Annotated in this window: 19 protein-coding genes; 7 read left to right on the top strand and 12 right to left on the bottom strand. The window is 35.6% G+C overall.

The annotated features are described in order from the left end of the window. Positions 1-9: 9 nt before the first annotated feature. From ACHZK0_RS03260 to ACHZK0_RS03245, 4 genes are all read right to left on the bottom strand, one after another. A complete protein-coding gene (locus ACHZK0_RS03260) occupies positions 10-741 on the bottom strand; it encodes an amino acid ABC transporter ATP-binding protein (protein WP_270341977.1) in 732 nt (243 codons plus the stop codon). 134 nt (positions 742-875) lie between these two features. Next, positions 876-2,336 (bottom strand): alanine/glycine:cation symporter family protein, encoded by a 1,461-nt coding sequence (locus tag ACHZK0_RS03255; RefSeq protein WP_097908131.1) that lies wholly within the window; start codon positions 2,334-2,336, stop codon positions 876-878. 159 nt (positions 2,337-2,495) lie between these two features. Then, positions 2,496-3,467 (bottom strand): phosphotransferase enzyme family protein, encoded by a 972-nt coding sequence (locus tag ACHZK0_RS03250; protein WP_395761143.1) that lies wholly within the window; start codon positions 3,465-3,467, stop codon positions 2,496-2,498. 23 nt (positions 3,468-3,490) lie between these two features. Further along, a complete protein-coding gene (locus ACHZK0_RS03245; protein ID WP_395761690.1) occupies positions 3,491-4,165 on the bottom strand; it encodes a CPBP family intramembrane glutamic endopeptidase in 675 nt (224 codons plus the stop codon). Positions 4,166-4,330: 165 nt separating this feature from the next. Here ACHZK0_RS03245 and gerKA point away from each other — a divergent pair, with 165 nt between their 5' ends. From gerKA to gerKC, 3 genes are read left to right on the top strand one after another with little or no spacing between them, the layout of a single operon-like run. Beyond that, entirely contained in the window at positions 4,331-5,833 is a 1,503-nt protein-coding gene (gerKA, locus tag ACHZK0_RS03240; protein ID WP_262741852.1) for a spore germination protein GerKA, read from the top strand. After that, positions 5,814-6,920 (top strand): GerAB/ArcD/ProY family transporter, encoded by a 1,107-nt coding sequence (locus ACHZK0_RS03235; RefSeq protein ID WP_270341971.1) that lies wholly within the window; start codon positions 5,814-5,816, stop codon positions 6,918-6,920. Before gerKA ends, ACHZK0_RS03235 begins: the two co-directional genes overlap by 20 nt. Then, a complete protein-coding gene (gerKC, locus tag ACHZK0_RS03230; RefSeq protein ID WP_262741850.1) occupies positions 6,901-8,025 on the top strand; it encodes a spore germination protein GerKC in 1,125 nt (374 codons plus the stop codon). Before ACHZK0_RS03235 ends, gerKC begins: the two co-directional genes overlap by 20 nt. A 32-nt stretch (positions 8,026-8,057) precedes the next feature. Here the strand turns inward: gerKC and treC are convergent, their stop codons facing one another. The 3 genes from treC to treR all read right to left on the bottom strand — a co-directional run bounded on the left by treC (position 8,058) and on the right by treR (position 12,011). Then, the gene (gene treC / locus ACHZK0_RS03225; RefSeq protein ID WP_395761142.1) at positions 8,058-9,719 is read right to left on the bottom strand and encodes an alpha,alpha-phosphotrehalase; all 1,662 of its coding nucleotides are present in this window, start codon (positions 9,717-9,719) and stop codon (positions 8,058-8,060) included. A 13-nt stretch (positions 9,720-9,732) separates the two neighbouring features. Next, entirely contained in the window at positions 9,733-11,160 is a 1,428-nt protein-coding gene (treP, locus tag ACHZK0_RS03220) for a PTS system trehalose-specific EIIBC component (RefSeq protein WP_212957983.1), read from the bottom strand. Between the two features lie 140 nt (positions 11,161-11,300). Next, positions 11,301-12,011, bottom strand: coding sequence for a trehalose operon repressor (treR, locus tag ACHZK0_RS03215; RefSeq protein WP_063261586.1), 711 nt, complete (start codon positions 12,009-12,011; stop codon positions 11,301-11,303). 449 nt (positions 12,012-12,460) lie between these two features. Between treR and ACHZK0_RS03210 the strand changes: the two genes are divergently transcribed. Beyond that, positions 12,461-13,858, top strand: a complete 1,398-nt coding sequence (locus ACHZK0_RS03210; protein WP_262741847.1) for an amino acid permease — start codon at positions 12,461-12,463, stop codon at positions 13,856-13,858. A gap of 28 nt (positions 13,859-13,886) precedes the next feature. On the opposite strand, the gene ACHZK0_RS03205 is transcribed toward ACHZK0_RS03210, so the two are convergent. Both ACHZK0_RS03205 and ACHZK0_RS03200 read right to left on the bottom strand, forming a co-directional pair. Further along, positions 13,887-15,593, bottom strand: coding sequence for a putative bifunctional diguanylate cyclase/phosphodiesterase (locus tag ACHZK0_RS03205; protein WP_395761141.1), 1,707 nt, complete (start codon positions 15,591-15,593; stop codon positions 13,887-13,889). A gap of 495 nt (positions 15,594-16,088) precedes the next feature. Beyond that, a complete protein-coding gene (locus ACHZK0_RS03200; protein ID WP_395761140.1) occupies positions 16,089-16,424 on the bottom strand; it encodes a cobalt transporter in 336 nt (111 codons plus the stop codon). 377 nt (positions 16,425-16,801) lie between these two features. Here ACHZK0_RS03200 and ACHZK0_RS03195 point away from each other — a divergent pair, with 377 nt between their 5' ends. The 3 genes from ACHZK0_RS03195 (at position 16,802) to ACHZK0_RS03185 (ending at position 21,239) form a co-directional block, all read left to right on the top strand. After that, positions 16,802-18,331 carry a cardiolipin synthase gene (locus tag ACHZK0_RS03195; protein ID WP_395761139.1) on the top strand — a complete coding sequence of 510 codons (1,530 nt, stop codon included), beginning with the start codon at positions 16,802-16,804 and terminating at the stop codon, positions 18,329-18,331. Between the two features lie 127 nt (positions 18,332-18,458). Then, positions 18,459-19,352, top strand: coding sequence for an ATP-binding protein (locus ACHZK0_RS03190; RefSeq protein ID WP_060629515.1), 894 nt, complete (start codon positions 18,459-18,461; stop codon positions 19,350-19,352). 3 nt (positions 19,353-19,355) lie between these two features. Next, complete coding sequence (locus ACHZK0_RS03185) at positions 19,356-21,239, top strand: vWA domain-containing protein (protein ID WP_395761138.1); 1,884 nt, start codon at positions 19,356-19,358, stop codon at positions 21,237-21,239. Between the two features lie 38 nt (positions 21,240-21,277). On the opposite strand, the gene ACHZK0_RS03180 is transcribed toward ACHZK0_RS03185, so the two are convergent. The 3 genes from ACHZK0_RS03180 to ACHZK0_RS03170 form a co-directional block, all read right to left on the bottom strand. Beyond that, entirely contained in the window at positions 21,278-21,700 is a 423-nt protein-coding gene (locus ACHZK0_RS03180) for an NUDIX hydrolase (protein ID WP_262741839.1), read from the bottom strand. After that, complete coding sequence (pyrE, locus tag ACHZK0_RS03175; protein WP_262741838.1) at positions 21,687-22,229, bottom strand: orotate phosphoribosyltransferase; 543 nt, start codon at positions 22,227-22,229, stop codon at positions 21,687-21,689. The genes ACHZK0_RS03180 and pyrE overlap by 14 nt, the downstream gene beginning before the upstream one ends. A 111-nt stretch (positions 22,230-22,340) precedes the next feature. Next, a complete protein-coding gene (locus tag ACHZK0_RS03170) occupies positions 22,341-23,306 on the bottom strand; it encodes an L-threonine 3-dehydrogenase (protein ID WP_395761137.1) in 966 nt (321 codons plus the stop codon). Positions 23,307-23,323: the final 17 nt, after the last annotated feature.

Here is a 23,323-nt window from a genome sequence, read left to right as displayed (position 1 = left end):
ATTCCTCCTTTAATGATTTAACACTCTTCTTAAAAACAGACGCGCCCTTTCTTGTTCAGGACTTGCAAAAAATTGCGCCGGTGTTGTATCCTCAATGATCTTGCCATCATCCATAAATAAGATCCGATCTGCTACTTCTCGCGCAAATCCCATTTCATGCGTAACAACGACCATCGTCATCCCTTCATTAGCTAGCGTTTTCATAACATCAAGTACTTCTCCGATCATCTCTGGATCAAGGGCAGACGTAGGCTCATCAAATAGCATAATTTCCGGCTGCATTGCGAGCCCCCTAGCAATTGCTACCCTTTGCTGTTGTCCTCCAGATAGTTGATGTGGGTATACACTAGCCTTCTCCGGGATTCCTACCTTCTCTAAATAAAACATCGCTGTTTTCTCAGCTTCTTCTTTTGAAACTTTATTTACTTTAATCGGTGCTAGTGTAATATTTTGAAGAACCGTTTTATGTGGATATAAATAAAAATGTTGAAAGACCATTCCAATATTTCGGCGTAATTCATTCATATCTGTTTTTGCATTGTGTACCTCCGTACCTTGTACAATCAACGCTCCATCTGTAATTGTCTCTAACTGATTTATACACCGTAGCAACGTACTTTTTCCTGATCCGGACGGCCCAACAACTACTACCACTTCACCTTTTTTCACTTGTACATTAATATCTTTTAAAACTTGAAAGGTACCATAATATTTATTTACATTACGAAACTCTATCAACATACTCCCCCCCTTCCCCTAACAAAGCATGTACATTCTTTTTATATTCAAAAATAGGCAAAAAAATAACTGCCTGCCTCATTTTGGCCATAAAAAAAGCAAAGGGATTTTCCCTTTGCTCCTTCATTTCTATTCGATTAAGATACTTCTTCTTTCTTATCTTTCCCGTATTCATGCTCCCAGAAATCAGCATTTTTAATGCCTAATGGCCCTGGATCGAATACTGGATCTTTTCCTTCTTTTTTCTGCTTTTCATAATCTTTTAATGCGACTAATGCAGGTTTTTGTAATAGTAAAATCGCAATGATATTTACCCATGCCATAATTCCTACACCGATGTCACCTAAAGCCCAAGCCGTTGCTGCTGTTTTGATACAGCCGTAGAATACAGCTCCTAAAAATACAAACTTTAGTACCATAGACATCCAAGGGCGGTCTTTATCACGATTTAAGTACGCGATATTCGTTTCTGCAATGTAGTAATACGCCATAATTGTTGTAAATGCAAAGAATAGCAGTGAGATGGCAACGAAACCGTTTCCAAATCCAGGAAAAACAGATTCTACCGCTGCCTGTGTATATCCTGGTCCTGGCTGAGCACCATTTAATTTATTTACGATAAAGTTTTTTCCGCTTGCATCAAATACGTTATACATGCCTGTAATAATCATCATAAATGCTGTTGCTGAACAAACAAATAATGTATCAATGTAAACGGAAAATGCTTGCACTAAACCTTGTTTAGCTGGATGTGATACTTCCGCAGCAGCTGCTGCATGTGGTCCAGTCCCTTGTCCTGCTTCGTTGGAATAAATACCACGTTTTACTCCCCAAGAAATTGCTAAACCGATAATACCACCGAAAGCCGCTTCTAATGCAAAAGCACTTCTTATAATTAACATAAATGCTTCTGGCAATTTTTCAATATTCATAGCAACAATAACGCAAGCTACTAAAATATAACCAACTGCCATAAACGGTACGACAACCTGTGCAACGTTAACGATTCGCTTTACGCCACCGAAGATGATAATAGCTAATACAACTACTAATAAAGCCCCTGATACGGTAGTGTTAATTCCAAAAGCGGTTTCTAAACTTACGGCAATACTATTTGCTTGCACACCTGGCAATAAGAGCCCCGTTGCAATAATTGTCGCTGCAACGAATACTAATGCATACCATTTCACACCTAAACCTTTTTCAATGTAATAAGCAGGTCCACCACGAAACTGTCCTTGATGTTTCGTCTTATATATTTGCGCGAGTGTTGATTCTACATAAGCTGATCCTGCTCCTAAAAAGGCTACTGCCCACATCCAAAATACAGCTCCTGGTCCACCGAATGCAACCGCTGTTGCTACCCCAGCTATATTCCCTGTCCCAACGCGTCCTGATAACGAAAGTGCTAACGCTTGGAATGAAGAAACACCAGCCTCTGATTTTTCTCCTTGAAATGTCAGCTTCACCATTTCCCCTACATGCCTTACTTGTAAAAACCTCGTTCGAATGGAAAAATATAACCCTACTCCTAAACATAAATAAACAAGTGCTGGACTCCAAACAATATTATTTATCCAATTTACGATAGCTTCCAATATTCCCCCTCCTTCTTTATAAAGAATATTCTGAATATATATAAAATTATAAGTGTATACCGAATCTATAACAATATTATTTTAATAAAACAAACATATTTTTGTATAAAAAAACAAAGTATATATTTATTTTATATACTTTGTTTTGAACAAAATGTATTATATATTCACAATCGCTTCTTTGCTTATAATTCTTTCATATAATTCTCCACATAATTCCCGGAAGTTATCTGGCATATCTTTCCCCTTAAACTTCTTTTGCAGCGTGCCATATAAACCTATATCGCGTAAGCGTAAAAATAGCGGTAACGATTCATACCAACTATCCGCCAGCTGATGTTCATATTCGTACCCTTTTCTTAACACTTGTAGCTGTTTACGAGCAAAATCAGTCTTCTCTTCCACTGTCCACGGTGTAAATAAAACAGAGTAATAGAGAACCATCGCTAAATCATGTATAAAGTAATTATAAGCCGCATCATCAAAATCAAAGATTGTTAGCTCTTTTCCATCATAATGAAAATTACCGGGATGGATATCACCGTGCATAAGACCGAACGTTTCCCTTTCAATTGGCAGAGCCTTTATTTCATCCATTAATACCGCTGCAATCTTTTGCACTTGATCATCTTCTAATTCATTCACAATCCCACTTTCGTCTTCTTCCCACGTATCACGATAGTCTGTTTTAGGATAGTTCATTGTTAGGCGGTGCAGTTGTCCAATCGCTTTTCCCCATGCTTCAAAATAAACATCTCCCCAATAAGGCGATTCTTCTCCTTTTACTTGCTCACCTTTTGCATATGTAAATAAGGAAGCGAAAAAGAAAGTTCCATCCTCTGCCCCGATTTCTTCTACAAGATTTTGAGAAGGTGAATAAAGAGGTCCTGCTACCTTTGCTCCTTTCTCCGCAACATATCGTAAAAAATCTAGTTCAGCCTCTACCTCTTTTTTGGAACGGTGAGAAGAGTGGGTTAAACGTAATACGTACTCTGCACTACTATCACCCTTCGCCTTAAAAATATAATTTTCAAAGTCTCCAAGTGGTTTTTCTTCCACAGTTACATGAAATACCTTTGCTGCCCCTGCTAAAATCTCTCTTGTAAAAACTCGTTCTACAGCTATTTCCATCTATATCCCTCCTATATATCTTCTTAATTCGACACAAATGTGAGAAGTACTGCTATGAAATTGAATAGTGCGTGGGCAATCATAGCTGATAAAATAGAATTTGTTTTCTCATATAACCATGCAAATACTACCCCACTCAAAAAATTAACCGGCAATGTGTTATATGTAGGAATATGGACAACGGTAAATATTATGGAACTTATAAACATACCGCCCCATATACCATATCTATCACGAAAAAATGTATAAAAAACACCTCGATATAAAATCTCTTCATAGATTGGTGATATAACCGCTGCTCCAATTACCGCGATACAGAACGAATAGATTGATTTATCATTTTTAACTGTCTCCGTCTTACTGTTTGCAAAAGAAATACCCATTTTCTCCATTATCACTAATACAGCAATACTAACCCCAATTAAGAGAATAACCGCTCCAACTGTCCATAAGAAATCTTTCCATGAAAGCTTCCGAATTCCGATATCTTTCCACGAGAGTTTATATCTTTTTATACAAAAAAGATAAACTACAGTAGTAAATATCACTGCCATTATAAGTCCCATTAATACTCCAGCATATAATGAGTTACCTATTATTTTTAAAGCATACTCATAAAAAAGAGATTCAACTGTTACTGGAACAATAATGAATACAAACACAAATAAATATAAGATTTCTTTCCATCCCCCACATATTCCTTAAAGTCATCTATCTCATCCCCTATATCCTATTTTCTATAGTATAAAAGGTGACGTAACGTAACTTTCAACTCCCTTTTTTAAAAAAATAATTCAAGCATAAATTTCTCACAAACGACAAAAATTAACAGAAACAATTACACTTTAAAAGAGGTGGAAATTATGACCGAACAAAAAAGTTCACAACAAGATAATAACAAAAAGCATATGTTTCCATCACTTCCGGAGAACATTAATTACATTGAAAATAAACTTTTCCATTCTGATGATATAAAAAAATTAGATCTCCCTTTTCAAAACGGAAAAGGAACGATCTTATATATCGAATCTTTATCAGATCCAAATTTAATTCATCAATTAGCTCTTGAGCCATTATTAACGCGGTCTGATTTATCTTTAGAGAAAGCTTTTTCCACGTTAAATATGAAAAAAGAAACGAATTTGAATTATGGGGTACAGCTTTTATTACAAGGAAAATCCTTATATTTTCATGAACATGTCGACAGTTTTTGTATTTTCGAAACGGCTTTATCTTTAAAGAGAGATATAACAGAACCTGATAATGAAGGTATTGTACGTGGAGCGCATACTGGTTTTGTAGAAGATTTAGCAACCAATTTAGCTTCTATTCGTAAACTCATAAAAAGTCCAAATGTCGTCGTTAAATATTTCACACTTGGTGAAGAAATGCACACGAAAGTGGCAATTGCTTATATGCAAAATATAGCGAATGACGATCTCGTTACAGAAGTAAAAAGAAGGTTAGAAACGATTAAAACGGACGCACTTATGCCTCCAGGATACATACAAGAATTTATAGAGGATACGTCTTTCTCACCCTTCCCGCAGCAATTAAATACAGAACGTCCAGATAGAGTCGCAGCAAATTTAATGGAAGGACGAGTTGCTATTTTATCTGACGGAGATCCAACAGCGCTCATCGTACCTGTTACATTATTCGCTTTCTATCAATCACCAGATGACTATAATAACCGCTGGATTGTCGGTTCTTTCGTCCGAATGATTCGCTTAGTAAGTTTTTTAATTGCCTTTCTCTTACCAGCTTTATATATTGCAACTGTCGCTTTTCATCCTGATGTGTTGCCGCTCGAACTTGTGTATACCATTAAAGCTTCATTAGAGAAAGTACCGCTTCCTCCTATTTTTGAAGCGCTCTTAATGGAGTTAATTTTCGAGTTATTACGGGAAGCTGGTATTCGCCTGCCGAGCCGTGTTGGACAAACGATCGGTATTGTAGGTGGTTTAGTAATTGGGGATGCGATTGTAAAAGCTGGACTCGTTTCTTACACAATGATTATCGTTGTAGCTTTAACTGCAATCTCATCTTTTCTAGTCCCATCAAACGATATGAGTTCAGCAGTTCGAATTCTTCGTTTTCCATTAATGATTCTTGCTGCCATATTCGGATATGTAGGGATATCATTCGGTCTAATTATAACTTTCGTTCACTTATGTCAGCTTCATTCTTTTCATACACCATATCTTTCTCCTGTTGCCCCGATGCGGATTAAAGATATGAAAGATTCTTTCGTAAGACTACCAATTTGGTCATTTTGGGAAAGACCTCATGATCCAAAACCGAAAAAAATGCAGCGCCAACATGTAACGAGAGAGGATGAGGACGGTGACAAACACGCAAAGTAAAATTTCGCTAGTTCAATTTACCTTTTTCGTTATCCAATGCCAAATCGGAGTGGGTATACTTTCTCTCCCAAACCGTCTTCACCCAATAGCAAAAGGTGGTGGATGGATTTCTGCGCTCATCGCTGGACTTGCAATTCAGCTTATTATTTTACTTATGTGGCTTTTCTTAAAACGATTTCCTGATGCAGATATGTATGAAAGTGTTTGTATGCTATTTGGTAATAGATTTGGCAAACTATTAGGTTTTGCTTATGTTTTTTATTTCACTCTTATCGGTATGACGGTTATGTTAAGCGCTTGTAACGTCATTAAAGTTTGGATTTTACAGGCCACTCCTTGGTCTGCCATTCTCATGCTATTTACAATAGCTTGTTGTTATGTAGCTTATAATACGTTTAAAGTCATCGTACGATTTTATGTCATGGCCTCTATTCTCATTTTACCTATGGCACTTTTAATTGCCCTAGGGCTTTCCCGGGCTGATTTTTCTTATATTTTTCCCATTACAGAGGCTGGATGGTGGAATATTATTCAAGCATCGAAAGAAACAATTACAGCTATGTATGGTTTTGAAATTATTCTTATTGCCTTTCCAAAAGTAAACGGGAGTTCTGTCGCAAAACTGAAGGCCATTTCTATCGCTAATGGATTTGTAACACTTTTTTATACTTTTACTGTTTGGATTTGTTTTATCGTATTTAGTCCAAAACAAGTTGAGCTTATTCCAGAACCAGTTGCTTACTTATTACGCTCCTTACATATCGGGATTATAGACCGAACTGATTTATTATTCATACCAATTTGGATGATAACTGTTGTAGCTTCTATTGCTAGTTATTACTGTGCCGCTTCTATAGGAATTGGACATATATTCAACCTTGCTAATCATAAAAAGGCTGTTCCAATCGTTGGTATTATTGCTTTTAGTGTAGCTTTATTTATAGATACACCTGAAGAATTAAAAGTAATTTCAACTTTCACTGATAAGTTCACCTATATTTTTATCGTTGTTCTCCCTCTTTTATTTCTACTTTATTCAGTAATAAGAAAGAAGAAAGGAGAACAGTATGTTCAAAAAAAGAGTTAGACTACTTTTTATATTATGTACTAGTTGCCTCCTTTCTGGCTGTTGGGATCAAGAACCATTAAGAGAAGCTAGATTAGCTTATAGTATTGGATATGATATTACGGAAGAGAATAAGCTTCAGCAAACGCTTGAACTCGTAAAAAGCTCAAGCGGAGAGCAATCTTCATTCGAGAATGAAATACATTCAGCAACCGGGCATAACATAAGGGATACAAGCGATGCCCTAAAAAAAAATGTAACTGGAAATATTCGCTATTTTAAATATGGTGTTCAATTACTAGGAACCAAAATTCTAAAAAAAGGTATACTACCCTATTTAGATGTCAGCTTTCGGGACCCAACAAACCCAACTGCTTTAGTAAAACTTATTGCAGTAAATGGTGAAACATCCGAGATACTAGAAAAAAAGAAAGTAGGAAATTTACTAATTGGAGATTTTCTAAAGAAAAAAGTAAAAAGTTTAGAAGATATGAGTGTATTTCCAAAAGAAACTTTAGAAACAGCTGCTACAAAAATGTTAGATCCCGGTAAAGACTTTACCCTCCCTTCTATAAAAATAAAAGGAAAAGAAGTAATTACAAACGGGTTAGCTTTATTTAACAATGATAAATTAACTGGGCATTTACCTTTGAAACAATCTGTTTTATTCGTATTATTAACCGGAAAAATGGGAACAAGCGCCCGTATAACCCAAAAACTTACTAACGAAGAATCAGAGAAAACATCTGATTATTTAACAATGGAAATTAGCAATCGAAAGTTAAAACGCGACTTAAAAATAACAACAGATAAAAAAGGAAATGTTTATGCTCATATTAAGCTCCAACTAAAAGTAATAGCACTTGAAGCCCCAAGAGATAATATTTATAAAATGGAAGCCAGAAAAAAACTAAATAAGGAACTATCAAAACAACTTACGAAAGAAGCGAAAAGAATAACAAACAAACTACAAAAAGCAAATTGTGATGCTTTCGGAATTGGTAGACATCTCATTGCTTATCATCCTGACTTATGGAAGAAAAAAAATTGGAATAAAGATTATGCAAAAGTAAAATTCAAACCAGAAGTAGAAGTCAGCATTTTGTATAGCGGTGTCTTAAAATAAAAGGTTGTATGCCACGCGGGCATACAACCTTTCTATTTCGTATAACGATATACGATTGATTCATATGGTCTTAAGTTAAGGTTTGTAATATCCTTGCTGGAACCTTTATAATTCGACAGTAGTATTTCTTGTTTCATTCCATCTAATTGAACATGTGCTGATACAGCGTATGTTATTTCTTCTCCATAGAAGTTATTGATAACAAGTAATATTTCATCATTTACAGTACGTGTGTATGCCCAAATCTTAGGATGATTTTCATCTAAAATAGCATATTCTCCTTCTGTAATAACATCATACGTTTTTCTAAGTTCTATTAACTTTTTATAATGATAAAATACAGATTCCTTATCTTCTAATGCCTTCTCTACGTTTATTTCTGTAAAGTTTTCTGCCACTGAAATCCAAGGTGTACTTGTTGTAAAACCACTGTTTATCTTTTCATTCCACTGCATCGGAGTACGGGAGTTATCACGAGATTTTTGTTTTAAAATCCCGATAATCTCTTCTTTTGATAATCCTTCTTCTCGCTTTATATCGTATATATTTAACGATTCTACATCACGATATTGCTCAATGGACTCGAATTTAGGATTCGTCATACCGATTTCTTCGCCTTGATAAATGTAAGGTGTGCCCTGCAACATATGCATAGCTGTCGCTAACATTTTTGCAGATTCATTTCGGTACTTTCTATCATCACCGAAGCGTGACACAATACGAGGCTGGTCATGATTACACCAAAATAATGCATTCCATCCTCCGCCCTTTTGCATTTCAATTTGCCAATTAGACATAATCTCTTTTAATTTAATAAAATCAAAATCGGCTTGCGTCCACTTGTCTCCATTCGGATAATCTACTTTTAAATGATGAAAACTAAACGTCATACTTAATTCATTGCGCTCAGGGTTTGAATATTTAATACAATTATCAATTGTCGTAGATGACATTTCTCCAACTGTAATTACATCTTTCCCTTCAAAAACACTTCGGTTCATCTCTTGTAAATATTCATGAACACGCGGACCATCTGTATAATATTTACGTCCATCGCTTGTCGCCGTACTTCCGTCATCATTTAAGAACTGTTGATCTTTTGAAATTAAATTAATAACATCTAATCGGAATCCAGTTACCCCTTTATCAAGCCAAAAGCGCATCATTTCATATACTTCTTCACGAAGTTTTTCATTTTCCCAATTTAAATCGGCTTGCGTCTCATCAAATAGATGTAAAAAATATTGCTCTGTCTTCTCATCATATTTCCAAGCAGACCCACCAAACTTAGATTGCCAATTATTTTTTTCATCACGCCAAATGTAGTAATTACGATATGGACTATTTTTATCTTCCTCCGCTTCCTTAAACCACTTATGCTCCGTTGAACTATGGTTTACAACGATATCAAGCATAATTTCAATGTTACGTGCCTTTGCTTCTTCTAAAAGCTCTTCAAACTCTTCCATCGTTCCGTAAGATGGATCAATACTGTAGTAATCACTTACATCATATCCATTATCATTTTGTGGTGATTGGTATATCGGTGTTAACCAAATATAATCTACTCCGAGTTCTTTTAAATAATCTAGTTTCTCTGTAACCCCTTTTATATCACCGGTTTCTTTATTGTAATAGCTATTAAAGCTCTTCGGATAAATTTGATAAACTACACTTTTATGCCAATCCTTCATGTTCAACTTCCTCCTACTTCTGTTTTACTCGTTTTGCAAATAACCACGTTAACGTAAATGGGATGACAACTGCGATAATCATTCCGACAATAAACATTGGAATCGATTTCGGAATGATAGAAATAAATGCTGGTAATCCGCCAATTCCGATAGCAGGTGCTAATACACCATTTAACGTAATAAATATAGCTGCAATAGCCGATCCTATAATCGCTGCATAGAACGGGAATTTATTTCGTAAGTTTACACCAAACATAGCTGGTTCTGTAATACCGAAATATGCTGAGATTGCTGATGTAGATGCCATACTTTTATCATTTTGATTTTTAGAAATCCAGAACATCGCAAGTGCCGCACTACCTTGCGCAATGTTAGAAAGAGCAATCATTGGCCAAATGAATGTACCACCGTGCTGTGCAATTAATTGTAAGTCGATAGCAATAAACATATGATGCATACCTGTAATGACAAGCGGTGCATATAATGCTCCAAACAATACTGCTCCAACTACTGGTACTGTTTCATATACACCTACTAATCCAGCTGTTAATAAATCTCCAATATGACGTGTAACTGGACCAATAATTCCTAATGCTAACACACCTGTTACGACAATCGTTGTAATGGGTACAACTAATAATTGAATTGCATTTGGTACATGTTTCTTCAAGAAAATTTCCACTTTACTTAATACAAATGCTGCTACTAAAACCGGTAAGATTTGACCTTGATACCCTACCTTTTCAATTTGAAATAGTCCTAAAATATCGAAGTACTCAATCTTTTGTCCATCTAAACCAGTCGCTGCCTTACCATAGTCCCACGCGTTTAATAAGGCTGGATGCACAAGCATTAATCCCATAACAATCCCTAATATCGGACTACCACCAAAACGCTTCGTTGCTGACCAACCGACAAGTGCTGGTAAGAATACAAATGCTGTATTCGCCATCATATTAATTAAATCCCAAAGCCCACTTAAGTTTGGATACACATCTAATAAATTTTTACCTTCAAAAAATAAGTCCTTTGCCCCTAATAGATTGTTAATTCCCATTAGTAAACCAGCTGTTACGATTGCTGGTAATATCGGCATAAATACATCTGAAAATACTTTTACAAACTTTTGAGCTGGATTTAACTTTTGATTTCCAGAGTCTTTCACGTCAGCTACTGTCGCTTCCTTCATACCTGCAAGCGTTATCAATTCCGCATATACTCGATCCACATCTCCTGGACCAATTACAATTTGAAATACCCCAGCGTTATGAAACGCTCCCTTCACTAATGAAACAGACTGCAATTTATCGTTATCTATTTTACTTTCATCTTTTAAAGCGATACGGAGCCTCGTTACACAGTGCGCAGCTTGTTCAATATTGTCTTTCCCACCAATATACTGCAACACTTCCTCTGCTGTTTGACGATAGTCTTTCCCCATATTCCCGTCCCTCTTTTCTTTTTTTGATACCGTTTACAATTACATATTAACTCGTATATATAAGTTAGTCAACACTCGTATATACGAGTTTGTATTTTTTTTATAAAAAAAGAGATGAAACAATAGTTTGTTCCACCTCTTTACTTCCTCCGCGCCACATCCGAAAAATGAAAAATATCTAAACGATGGCGTGATTCTGTATATTCGAACTGACTTCCATCATAAAAATGCGTAAAGTTTTTCACAACGACAACATAATCTGTTCCATTTAAATCTAAATACTTTCTATCATCCTCTGTACATGACTGCACTTCAATTACCCTCTGTGAGTAACTAATATGAAGATCTAGTTCTTTCTCAATGTATTTATAAATGGAATCCGCTGCAATTTCACTCGTTAATCCAGGAATATATTCCGATACAAAATGATTGATATCCAAAATTACTTTTTCTCCATCAATATTTCGTACGCGTTTAATATGATCTATTTCTGTTTTCTCTTTCACATTTAATAGCTTTGCAACCTCTTTTGTTGCTTTTACTTTCTCCATTTCCACGACTTCTGTAATACAATGGCGTCCTAAACGTTCATTTTCTTCTTGGAAACTTATAATACCACCAAAATTGAATTCAATGTTTTTTCGCTTTAAAACAAATACACCTTTTCCATGTATTTTTTGAACATACCCACGCTCTTGTAATAAATCTACAGCTTTTCTTACAGTACCGCGGCTTGCTTCATACTGCTTCATTAATTCGGTTTCTGATGGGATTTTGCATCCCTCTTTTAATTGTTTATTATCAATAGACTTGCTGATTGCTGTATAAATTTGTTCATACTTACTCATCATCTACAATAGCCCCTTGTCACCTTCTAATTCTATATGTATTATACCATGCTACACTCTTCTGCCAATCTCTCACTTATTTTCCAGTACAGGAAAAATACAGGTAAATATTTAATCTCTAAAACGTATTTTTATAAAAATTTTTATATTTTTCTTTTCATTCAAAAAAACATGTAGTATACTAACTTCAAAATCAGAGGAGAAAGGGAGCAAAGAACTATGCTTACTTATACAACAATTGTAGTTACATTTGCACAAAAACATCATCATCATACGTAACCCTTGAAACCTAGCGGAAAAATTACGCGTAGGTACAAGGGTTATTCCCGTTGTACCTACGTTAGGCGAAGAGCCATGTAGGTATTTTTTATCTACATGGCTCTTTTTTTATTGCCAAAAAGCTAGTAAAAAATGATGTTTACGCAAAACTTACTACAAAGGAGTTAACAAAAATGGAAACGAAAAAATGGGGATTATGGATTTTAACAGCTTTTGTGATTGGAAATATGGTTGGCGGTGGCGTATTTATGCTCCCAGCAAATTTAGCACACGTATCGGGTCCAATGGGTTCTACACTTGCGTGGAGTATTACAGGACTTGGCGTATTTATGATTGCACTCGTATTTGGAAATTTAGCAATCCGAAAACCAGAATTAAAAGCTGGACCACAAAGTTATGCTCAAGCAATGTTCCCTTCAAAAAAAGCGGGTAAAGTTGCAGGATATAGTATGGCATGGGGCTATTGGGCTGCGAACTGGGCTGCAACCGCATCTGTTATTATTTCCTTTGCTGGATATTTATCAACATTCTTTCCAGTTTTACAAAGTAAGCAAATTCTCTTTTCAACGAACGGATTTTCACTAGAACTCGGAAAAGGATTAACTTTCCTCGTATGTAGCCTTATGTTATGGGGAATTCAATATATTCTTTCTCAAAATATTGACCGAGCTGGAAATATGAATCTTCTTGCTACCATTGCCAAGATTATCGGATTTACAATGTTTATTGTAATCACATTATTCATTTTCAATGCCTCTAATTTCGGAGACGGTCAAACATTTATGAATGAAGCAGGACAATCCATTTCGTTAGGTGGACAAATCAATTCAGCTGCTATCGCAACACTTTGGGCATTTATCGGTATTGAATCTGCAGTAATGCTTTCTAACCGTGCAAAATCTCAGCGTGATGTAAAAAAAGCTACCATTTTCGGATTAATTATCGCTCTTCTTATTTACATGTCAATTACTCTACTTACAATGGGAGCTCTCTCACAAGATGCTTTAAAAGAATCTCAAAAACCATTAGTAGACGCGTTAAATTTAGCAATTGGTACTAAAGGTGCATATATCATGGCTTTACTTGCACTTGTATCTTTATTTGGATCTACAGTTGGCTGGATTGTTGTTAGTTCAGAAGTACCTTACCAGGCAGCAAAGAATGGACTTTTCCCTAAGTTTTTCGCGAAAACAAATAAAAAAGGTAGTCCTTCAAAATCATTATTTATTACAAATGTGATGACGCAAATTTTCTTATTCTCAACGATTTCTGGTACTGTGTCAGAAGCTTATAATTTCGCTATCGTTGTCGCAACATTAGCTTATTTAATTCCATACCTTGTTTCTACGCTGTACCAATTCAAATTGGTTATTACAGGAGAAACGTATGATATAATGCCTGGCTCTCGAATAAAGGATGGGATCATTACTACATTAGCATTTGTATACTCTATTTGGGTTATCAAAACGGGAACGGCTGATTTAAAAACATTCTTCTTAGGAATCGGATTGTTCGTACTAGGTCTTATTCTTTATCCAGTACTAATGAAAAACTCACAAAAAATGAATTAAAAAAAGAGAAGCTACCGGCTTCTCTTTTTTATTCAAAATCTGTAATTAACTTTTCTTTTAACTCTCCTACAGATAAAGGTTTCGCATAATAAAATCCTTGTACATAATCACAACCCATAGATTGTAGTAAACTTTCTTGCTCTACTGTTTCTACCCCTTCAGCAACTACTGCTAAATTTAAACTATGGGCAATTTCAATAACAGATTTTACAATCGTTCGCTCTGGCTGTGCATGATCATAATGGAATTCACGAATAAAGTTACGATCAATTTTTACTATATCCAGTGGTAATTGTTTTAAATAATATAAAGAAGAATAGCCCGTTCCGAAGTCATCTAACGCAATTAAAATACCCATATTTCTTAATTCTTGTAATGTAGCAATAATATAATCAAAATGACGAACAGCAATGCTTTCCGTTATTTCTAAAATTAAACGATTCGGTGGAAATCCCGTTCTCCTTAAAATACTACGTACAGATAAAATAAAACGCTTTTGCATTAATTGTTGTATAGATAAATTCACAGATAGCTTTAGACCTTCTTCGTAATCTGGCAATGTTTTAAACAAGCGACATGACTTTTCTAATACCCAGTCTCCTAATTTTATAATAAGTCCAGATTCTTCAGCTACTGGAATAAATTCGCCTGGCGAAATAGGTCCTTCTTCTGTCGAACAACGTGCTAAAGCCTCAATACCAGTATATTTCTTCGTTTTCAAATCAATAATAGGCTGCAGTGCCACGTCTAACTCTTCATCACGAATTGCCTTTTGCAGAGCAAATTCAATTTTCATTCTACGATTTATTTTCGCACGTAATTCATCTGTAAAGAAACACGCGGCATTTCTGCCTTGCTCTTTCGCTCTATACATAGCTAAATCCGAATTTTTCAATAGAGTTTCTACATCTTGTCCATCTTGCGGATATGAACACAGCCCTAGACTAGCTGAAATGTATACTTCATGACCTTCAAGCATAAATGGTGCCTGAAAACACGACAACACAGATGTCGCTAACTGCCTCATTTCATCTTGTGTATGTTTTTTTGTTAACAACACAAATTCGTCGCCACCCAGCCTAGCCAGAACATCTTTCTCTCCTAGCACATAATGCAACCGTGAAGCAACTTCGCTCAAAAGTAAATCGCCTATCATATGACCTAGCGTATCGTTTACTAATTTAAAACGGTCTAAATCAAAGTAAATCATACCAAATTCTTTTTTGCCTGCAATCATCTCGTTTACAGTCGTTATTAACTGTAATCGGTTCGGTAAACTCGTTAAAGCATCATGATACGCAAGCTCCCTATAACGACTTTCGCTTAACCGTAACCTCTGTTCTGCTTCTTTCCTACTACTAATATCATTTCGGATCGCAATAAATTGGTATGGCTCTCCTTTTTCATTTAAAAATGGAACAATTGTTGTTTTAACCCAATAATATGTCCCATCTTTTGCTTGATTTCGAATCTCACCTCTCCATACTTTTCCGCTCAAAATGCGCTTCCATAGAATTTGAAAAAATGTTTTCGGGTGATATGCTGAATTTAAAATACGATGATCTTTCCCTATTAACTCTTCTCGTGTATATTTGGAGATTTCACAAAACTTATCATTTACATATGTAATACGACCATTTCGGTCTGTAATCGCAACAATTGAAGACTCATCTAATGCTAACTTTAAATCTCGCAATGAAGAGTCATATAATGCATGACCTCTTTGTTCTAGCATGCGCATCTCTCCTTGCTTCCTATCTGACTAAAGCACAACTTGTTTCTTTTCATAGAAATAGAGATATTTCATTTCCTAATAATCGTCCTTTACATAAATCACGTTTTGAAATATGCCGATTAAAATAACATAATATTATTTGTAATAAAAAGCAATATAATACCGTTTCAATTATAAATAGTAGTTTCTGATCGTTATAATTAGCTTACTTTATTATACCTTATTCATTCTCTTACATTCCTTTATAGCTATCTCCATACAATCACTGTTTCCTACTAATCCCGCTCACATTTGACCTCTTTGCTTTACTAGCAAAATAGAAATTTGAGCACACTATACAACTATTCACGAATAATAATATAAAAATTAAAATTAGTATATATGTTTTTGAATTACAATAACAAAATATTAACATATTTTCACCTTAATTTTGGAAGTATTTTATAAATAAATACTTTATTAAACGAAAAAAAGAGGATAGCCTCTTTTTTTCGTTTAATACGGATATGGCATTTGCTGATACCCCGGATATGGCGTTGGATATGGTGCTGGGTATGGTGCTGGATAAGTTACTGGGTACGGCGCTGGATAGTAGCCTCCACCTGCTGCACCCGTTAATGCACCAGCTGTAAGTCCACCTAACATGCCTCCAGCAAAACTTCCTGGGAGAAATCCACCACCCCATGAGCCGCCACCCCAGCCCCATCCGCCTCCATGATGGTGGTGATGATCGTGGTGATTGTGTCCTCCATGATTGTGATGTCCACCATTATGATGGTGCCCTCCATGATTATGACGATAATACAATCCGTTATTTTCTATATAATTCATGTTTCCTCTCTCCTTTTCCATTTTCTCATCTTAATAGGTATTATATGAATAGTACGGATCTTGTTAGTAACCTATATAATAAGAAGAAACCACGTAATACGAATAACCATATCCTAAGGTTCATCATGCATCTGCTAAAAATCCACGATATGGTTATCCCCTTTCCTATATAAGGGGCAAAAGTTTTGCCCTTCCTACACCAATAAATAGCGGGATAATGACGTAATGATATACTGTATGTAGGACAAATGCGGAAAGCATGAGGAAACTGCCTATATTTTGTAAAAAAAACAAAACACTTTATAATAAGAATGTCGGATTATACCTTTTTATATTAGAAGTCTATATTTAAGAAAGATTAGAGGAATTTTATAGAAATGAAGAAGCCTATCGTTCAATTATTATTGGTATTTACAATTATATCTATCGTACTCTTACTTTTAGATACGTCTATCCTCTCGCTATATACCTTTGTCGGTGCATTATGGTCTCTTACAATCATAGGGATTTCTTTCGTTATTTTTATTGAAAATAGATCCCCACAAAGCACTTTAGCATGGTTTTTAGTATTAGCACTTCTCCCTGTTGTAGGTGTGCTTTTATATGCACTTTTCGGGCGTAGCCGTTGGAGAAGAAAAAAACATCTACATCGTTCAGAAGAGCAACGAAAATTATTCCGTGAAATATTAGAAGGAAGACGAGTAGAACTATCACTCACAGTCCCCTTACATGAACGTTCTACACATTTGACAAAAGTCGTTCAAAAATTTGGAGGCGGACCTGCCGCAGATAAAACAACTACAGAACTTTTAACAAATGGCGATCAAACATTCTCAGAAATTTTGCAAGCTATCGACCAAGCAAAACATCACATACATATTCAATACTATATTTATAAATCTGATGAGATTGGTACAAAAGTTCGAGATGCTTTAATAAAAAAAGCAAAAGATGGTGTTATTGTACGATTCCTTTATGATGGACTCGGAAGTAATACTTTAAGAAGAAGATTTTTACAACCTATGAAAGAAGCTGGAATTGAAATTGTTGAATTTGATCCTATTTTTTCAGCTTGGTTACTTGAAACTGTCAATTATCGTAACCATCGAAAAATCGTTATTGTAGATGGAGAAATCGGTTTTACTGGTGGGCTCAACGTCGGTGATGAATATCTTGGTCGTTCAAAAAAATTTCCTGTTTGGCGTGATAGTCATTTAAAAATAGAAGGAAAAGCACTATATAAATTACAAGCAATTTTTCTAGAGGACTGGCTCTATGCCTCTAGTGGTTTAAACAACTATTCTTGGGATCAATTTATGAATAGACAATACTTCCCAGGCAAAGAAATTTCAAATGCAGAAGGTGCTGTGCAAATTGTAGCGAGCGGACCAAGCTCAGATGATAAAAGCATTCGTAATACATTATTAGCCGTTATGGGATCTGCAAAAAAATCGATTTGGATCGCTACACCATACTTTATTCCAGATCAAGAAACCTTAACATTATTACGTTTAAGTGCAATATCAGGCATAGATGTACGCATTTTATATCCTGGTAAAAGTGATAGTATTATTAGTGATCAAGCATCACAATCCTACTTCACTCCACTTTTAAAAGCTGGTGCCTCCATTTATAGTTATAAAGATGGTTTTATGCATGCAAAAATTGTACTCGTTGATGATAAAATCGCGACAATTGGAACAGCAAATATGGACGTACGTAGCTTTGAATTAAATTACGAACTTATTAGCGTACTATATGAATCAGAAACCGTTCATGATATTAAACGTGATTTTGAAGATGACTTTAAGCATTCCACTGAAATTAAATGGAACGCTTTCCAAAAAAGAAGTATCAAAAAACGAATATTAGAGTCTTTTATGAGGCTCATCTCTCCTTTACTGTAAGCAATCAATGTACTATTGATTGCTTTTTCTTTTCCATTTCCCCTCTCTCCTTTTCTTTGCATACCATATTAAAACAAGTTATCATAAGATGTATTACTTTATGAAAATAATGTTAGGTGGGAAATACATGTTAGAACAATTTCATATACATGCTGATTTAAAACAACAGCTCTCAAACATTCACGAAAAGAATAAGCAAGAAGCTGGTGAAAATGCACATTTAATTGGTAAGAAAATATATAAAGCGTCTGATAACAGCATTATTGAAGATGCTATCACAGCACTTCTTCTTGGCAAAAACATTCTATTAAAAGGACCAACTGGTAGTGGTAAAACAGTACTAGCGGAAACTCTTTCTTCTTTATTCCAAAAACCAATGCATAGCATTAACTGTTCTGTTGACCTAGATGTAGAAGGTATTTTAGGATACAACACGCTACAAACAAAAGATGGCGCATCTGAAGTTACATTTGTTAACGGTCCTCTTATGAAAGCAATGAAGAGCGGTCATTTCCTATATATTGATGAAATCAATATGGCAAAACCTGAAACGTTACCACTTCTTCACGGTGCGTTAGATTACCGTAAAATGATTACTAACCCGTTTACACAAGAAGTTGTATACGGTGATGACGAGTATCGTGTAATTGCGGCAATTAATGAAGGGTACGTTGGTACAAGTGAACTAAACGAAGCACTAAAAAACCGTTTCGTTATTATTGAAGTTCCTTACATTCAAGGTGATACATTAAAAGAACTATTATTAGCTGAATCAAAATTAAATGATGTTGCAACAATTGAAAAGTTCGTTGCATTTGCAAGCGACCTTATGCCTTTAGCTCGTGATGGACGTGTAAGTGAAGAAGCAGCAAGTATACGTGGTATTATCGATGCATGTGATTTAGGTGTATATATTCCTGTTATGCGTGCAATTGAACGTAGTATTATCGCAAAATTAAACGATGAAACAGAACAAATGACTGTCCGTGAATTAGCAGAAAGTTATTTCTTTGAGGGATAATTCATGAGACAAATTTTTAGTGACAAAAAAATTGATGCGTCGCTGTTTCTACAAATGGAAAACTTAATGTATGCTCTTCTAAAAGAAGACGATGCCTACCTTGAGTATGGCTATAAAGCATACTACGACGAAATTGAAAAAAAGGTTGTCATTAGTCACTTTTGGGATGATCGAAAAGAAGAAGATACAGTAATCGGATTAAAAAGCGAAGTGTTTTTAAAAGCACTTGGTAATAAACATTACTCGGACATGACTTTAATTCGTTCTTATGCGATTGAATTACAAGAATCACCTTTAAAAAAGTTTTTAACACAATTATTTGTTCTATTAGAAGATTTACGTGTTGAGGAAATCGTAAAAAACTTACGCCCTGGCACAAAGCATGTTTTTAAAAGAAGAAAAGAAATGTATCGCAATTACTTCGGCTCACAAAATGAAATCAATCGTGTTCGTAACTATCACGGTGATTGTCTATTTTGTCTCTGCTATCTTTCATTAACGAGCGATAAATATGAAATGTTTAATAATGAATATTTCGAGCAAATTGAAGCAATTTTGCATGAAACATTCCAAGCTCGTAATACGGAAGATATTATGTATATCGTTGAAAAAATTCGCTATCGCTTAGAGGAGCTTCTTGAAAGTGATATGCTTAATAATTATTTCGGACATGCTCCGCTTTATTTATCTGTCATTGCAGATGAAAAGAACTGTCGCGTCGAAGATTTAGCAAATGATGATACGCAGCTCATAGATGACGATGAAAACAAAAACAAAATGGATGAAAGTTTCTCGACATGGCATCGTGAAAATAAAAACAACGAAAACGAGAACTTTTTACGCTTCGAATTAGAAAGCGGAACAAAAACAAATATGATGGGCGATACTGCTCGTGAGTCAGAAGATGGCGACCAAGCACTTGGTTCTGTACAAGGTACTTCTCAAAAGAGTACACAATCCAATTTTGATGGCGCTGATACAGAAGAAGCAAGAGCTTCACACGCTTCTAGCCAAAACGAGGGCGCATACGGTAAGTATAACGTTGGTGCCTCTCATACATTTAAAGAAGCTCGCAAAGCAAATACCGATGAGAAAAAAGATTACCAAGCTATCAAATCAGTCGTTAATAAAGATGTAAAAGAATTAAAGAAAATTATCGAAAAAACGATTGAAAATAAAACGAATGCAAATAGTGATAAATACTACGGAAGACTTCGTAAGAAATTCCTTCGTATTTATACTGAAAAGCAGCCGCGCATGTTTTATAAAAAAGGACAAGAATCACAAGAACTCGATGTTGCATTCCAATTGTTAGTGGACTGCTCTGGTTCTATGTATAACAAAATGGAAGAAACGAAAAAGAGTGTGGTCCTATTCCATGAAGCGTTGAAATCTTTAAAAATCCCGCACGCTATTAGCGGGTTTTGGGAAGATGCTTCTAGTGCTAAACCTGAAGATAAGCCCAACGTTATCCATGAAGTTGTAACGTATAAAAACTCAACGTTACCAAACGTTGGTCCCGAAATTATGCAGCTTCGCGAAGAAGAAGATAACCGCGACGGATATATTATTCGTATCGTTTCTGAAAAGCTTGCGAAAAGACCAGAAAAGCATAAATTCTTACTTGTCTTTACAGACGGTGAACCTTCTGCGCTAGACTATCAACAAGACGGTATTTTAGATACGCATGAAGCTGTCAAACTTGCTCGTAAAAGTGGTATGGAAGTAATCGGAATCTTCATCGAAGAAGGCGAAGCGAAAGAAGCAACTTATCAATTAATGAAGAACATTTATAACCATCACTTCTTAGTTGCAAATCACGCTGAAGATTTACGCTTGAAGATTAAACCACTATTGAAAAAGTTACTACTGAAGACGATTGAATAGAAAAACAGGAGCCTTGCGCTCCTGTTTTTTTCTTTCAATCACTTTGTTTCTGGTTGAAACTTGTATGGAATGACTACTTCTAATAATGCCTCGAATCCTCCATCATAGAATGGGAATCGTTCATTTGCGATCGTTCGATCCACCCACTCTATTGCAGAAATTTCTTCTTCATCTTCCGCAATCAGTTCATCTTTTACTACATTGGCTCGGAATGTAAAAAGTATTGCATGATTCCCTGATGCTTCAAAGAATTTTTCATTGATTGCAACAAGTCCACCTGCCACGGCAGTTAAACCTGTCTCTTCTTTTACTTCTCTTATTAGTGCTTCCTCTAATATTTCACCTTTTCCAACAGCCCCACCTGGCAGTGACCAAACGTTTTGTTCTATATTATGTACCATTAATATTTTATCTGTTTCTTCATCATGTATTAGTGCATATACGACGTCAACTCTTTGCATGTTGCTTTTCTCCTTCAATTAACTCATCCATTGTAAATAAAGAATGTAGCTGTAAGCCATCTTCTAATAAGTTTTCTCTTCCCTCTTTCGTTCGTTCAATAACACCTAGAACATGGTGTACTTTCGCACCCAGTTCCCTTAAATCTTTCGTACTTAATAATATTTGCCCGCCTGTCGTAATAACATCTTCAACAACACAAACATTTTTCCCAGTAATATCAACGCCTTCAGCTAACTTACATGTACCGTACTTCTTCGCTTCTTTCCTTACAAATACAACCGGTATACCCGTTTGTAAAGATAATGCTGTTGCTACTGGAATTCCTCCTATTTCTAAACCCGCGAGTACTTCTGTCTCTGGAGGAATGAACTCTTTCAATTGTTTAGCAATTTCTAATAACAGTACTGGATTAGATTCAAATAAGTACTTATCAAAGTATTGATTTGATACTTGTCCCGATCGAAGTTTAAATGTTCCCGTTAAACGTGACGTATTGTAAATTTCCTTTGCTAATTCCCATTTCTCCATTGTATCTCTCCCCTTTATGCACAAATTATCTCATTCTATCACACTTGTAATTATTTGTATATTTCTAAAATACAAATAAAAGGGCCGATTCCTAAGAATCGACCCTTCCTATTAATTCATCACTAACTCAGCTGTGAGCTTTTTTTTTAACTTAGCCAACATGTCCGTTGTCATTTTGTCTAAATCGTATTCTGCTTTAAAGCCCCACTCTTTCATTGCTGCTGTTGCATCAATAGAGTTTGGCCAGCTATCAGCGATTGTTTGACGAGCAGGATCTACAGCGTAATCCATTGTAAACGTCGGGATGTGTTTACGAATTGATGCTGCAATTTGCTCTGGCTCAAAGCTCATTGCTGTAATATTGAACGCGTTTCTATGCACAAGTTTACTTGGATTAGCTTCCATTAATGAAATGATCGCTTGTAAAGCATCTGGCATATACATCATATCCATGTATGTTCCTTCTGCAATGTATGAGGTGTATGTGCCTTTTTTAATCGCCTCATAATAAATTTCAACTGCATAGTCAGTTGTTCCGCCTCCAGGAGGAGCTACGTAAGAAATTAAACCTGGGAAACGTACACCGCGCGTATCAACGCCAAACTTTTGATGATAATAATCACATAGTAATTCTCCTGCTACTTTGTTTACCCCATACATCGTAGTAGGACGCTGAATTGTATCTTGTGGCGTATTATCTTTCGGCGTTGACGGACCGAATGCACCGATAGAACTTGGCGTGAAAAACTTACAGTTTAATTCACGAGCTGCTTCTAATGCATTTACAAGTCCACCCATATTTAAATTCCAAGCAAATAACGGATTTTTTTCTGCTGTCGCTGAAAGTAAAGCTGCTAAATGAATAATTGTATCTACTTCATTACGCTTTGCAATATCATGTAGTTTTTGTCCATCTGTTACATCTAATGTTTCAAATGGACCGGACGTTACTACTTCACTATCTGTTTCACGAATATCTGTTGCAATAATATTTGATGCACCGTATACATCACGAAGTTTCATTACTAGTTCAGAACCAATTTGCCCTAAAGAACCGGTTACTAGAATTTTTTTCATTTTCCCCACTCCTCATT

The organism is Bacillus sp. 3G2, assembly GCF_044324725.1.
Classification (GTDB): domain Bacteria; phylum Bacillota; class Bacilli; order Bacillales; family Bacillaceae_G; genus Bacillus_A; species Bacillus_A mobilis.
This window is presented reverse-complemented; position numbering and strand designations above follow the sequence as displayed.

Excerpts from the sequence above, each read along its gene's own strand:
- ACHZK0_RS03260 (WP_270341977.1), bottom strand. The coding sequence starts at position 741 with ATGTTGATAGAGTTTCGTAATGTAAATAAATATTATGGTACCTTTCAA.
- ACHZK0_RS03185 (WP_395761138.1), top strand. The coding sequence starts at position 19,356 with ATGAGACAAATTTTTAGTGACAAAAAAATTGATGCGTCGCTGTTTCTA.
- ACHZK0_RS03210 (WP_262741847.1), top strand. The coding sequence starts at position 12,461 with ATGGAAACGAAAAAATGGGGATTATGGATTTTAACAGCTTTTGTGATT.
- ACHZK0_RS03170 (WP_395761137.1), bottom strand. The coding sequence starts at position 23,306 with ATGAAAAAAATTCTAGTAACCGGTTCTTTAGGGCAAATTGGTTCTGAA.
- ACHZK0_RS03250 (WP_395761143.1), bottom strand. The coding sequence starts at position 3,467 with ATGGAAATAGCTGTAGAACGAGTTTTTACAAGAGAGATTTTAGCAGGG.
- treC (WP_395761142.1), bottom strand. The coding sequence starts at position 9,719 with ATGAAGGATTGGCATAAAAGTGTAGTTTATCAAATTTATCCGAAGAGC.
- gerKC (WP_262741850.1), top strand. The coding sequence starts at position 6,901 with ATGTTCAAAAAAAGAGTTAGACTACTTTTTATATTATGTACTAGTTGC.
- pyrE (WP_262741838.1), bottom strand. The coding sequence starts at position 22,229 with ATGGAGAAATGGGAATTAGCAAAGGAAATTTACAATACGTCACGTTTA.
- ACHZK0_RS03200 (WP_395761140.1), bottom strand. The coding sequence starts at position 16,424 with ATGAATTATATAGAAAATAACGGATTGTATTATCGTCATAATCATGGA.
- treP (WP_212957983.1), bottom strand. The coding sequence starts at position 11,160 with ATGGGGAAAGACTATCGTCAAACAGCAGAGGAAGTGTTGCAGTATATT.
- ACHZK0_RS03205 (WP_395761141.1), bottom strand. The coding sequence starts at position 15,593 with ATGCTAGAACAAAGAGGTCATGCATTATATGACTCTTCATTGCGAGAT.
- ACHZK0_RS03190 (WP_060629515.1), top strand. The coding sequence starts at position 18,459 with ATGTTAGAACAATTTCATATACATGCTGATTTAAAACAACAGCTCTCA.
- ACHZK0_RS03195 (WP_395761139.1), top strand. The coding sequence starts at position 16,802 with ATGAAGAAGCCTATCGTTCAATTATTATTGGTATTTACAATTATATCT.
- treR (WP_063261586.1), bottom strand. The coding sequence starts at position 12,011 with ATGATGAGTAAGTATGAACAAATTTATACAGCAATCAGCAAGTCTATT.
- gerKA (WP_262741852.1), top strand. The coding sequence starts at position 4,331 with ATGACCGAACAAAAAAGTTCACAACAAGATAATAACAAAAAGCATATG.
- ACHZK0_RS03180 (WP_262741839.1), bottom strand. The coding sequence starts at position 21,700 with ATGCAAAGAGTTGACGTCGTATATGCACTAATACATGATGAAGAAACA.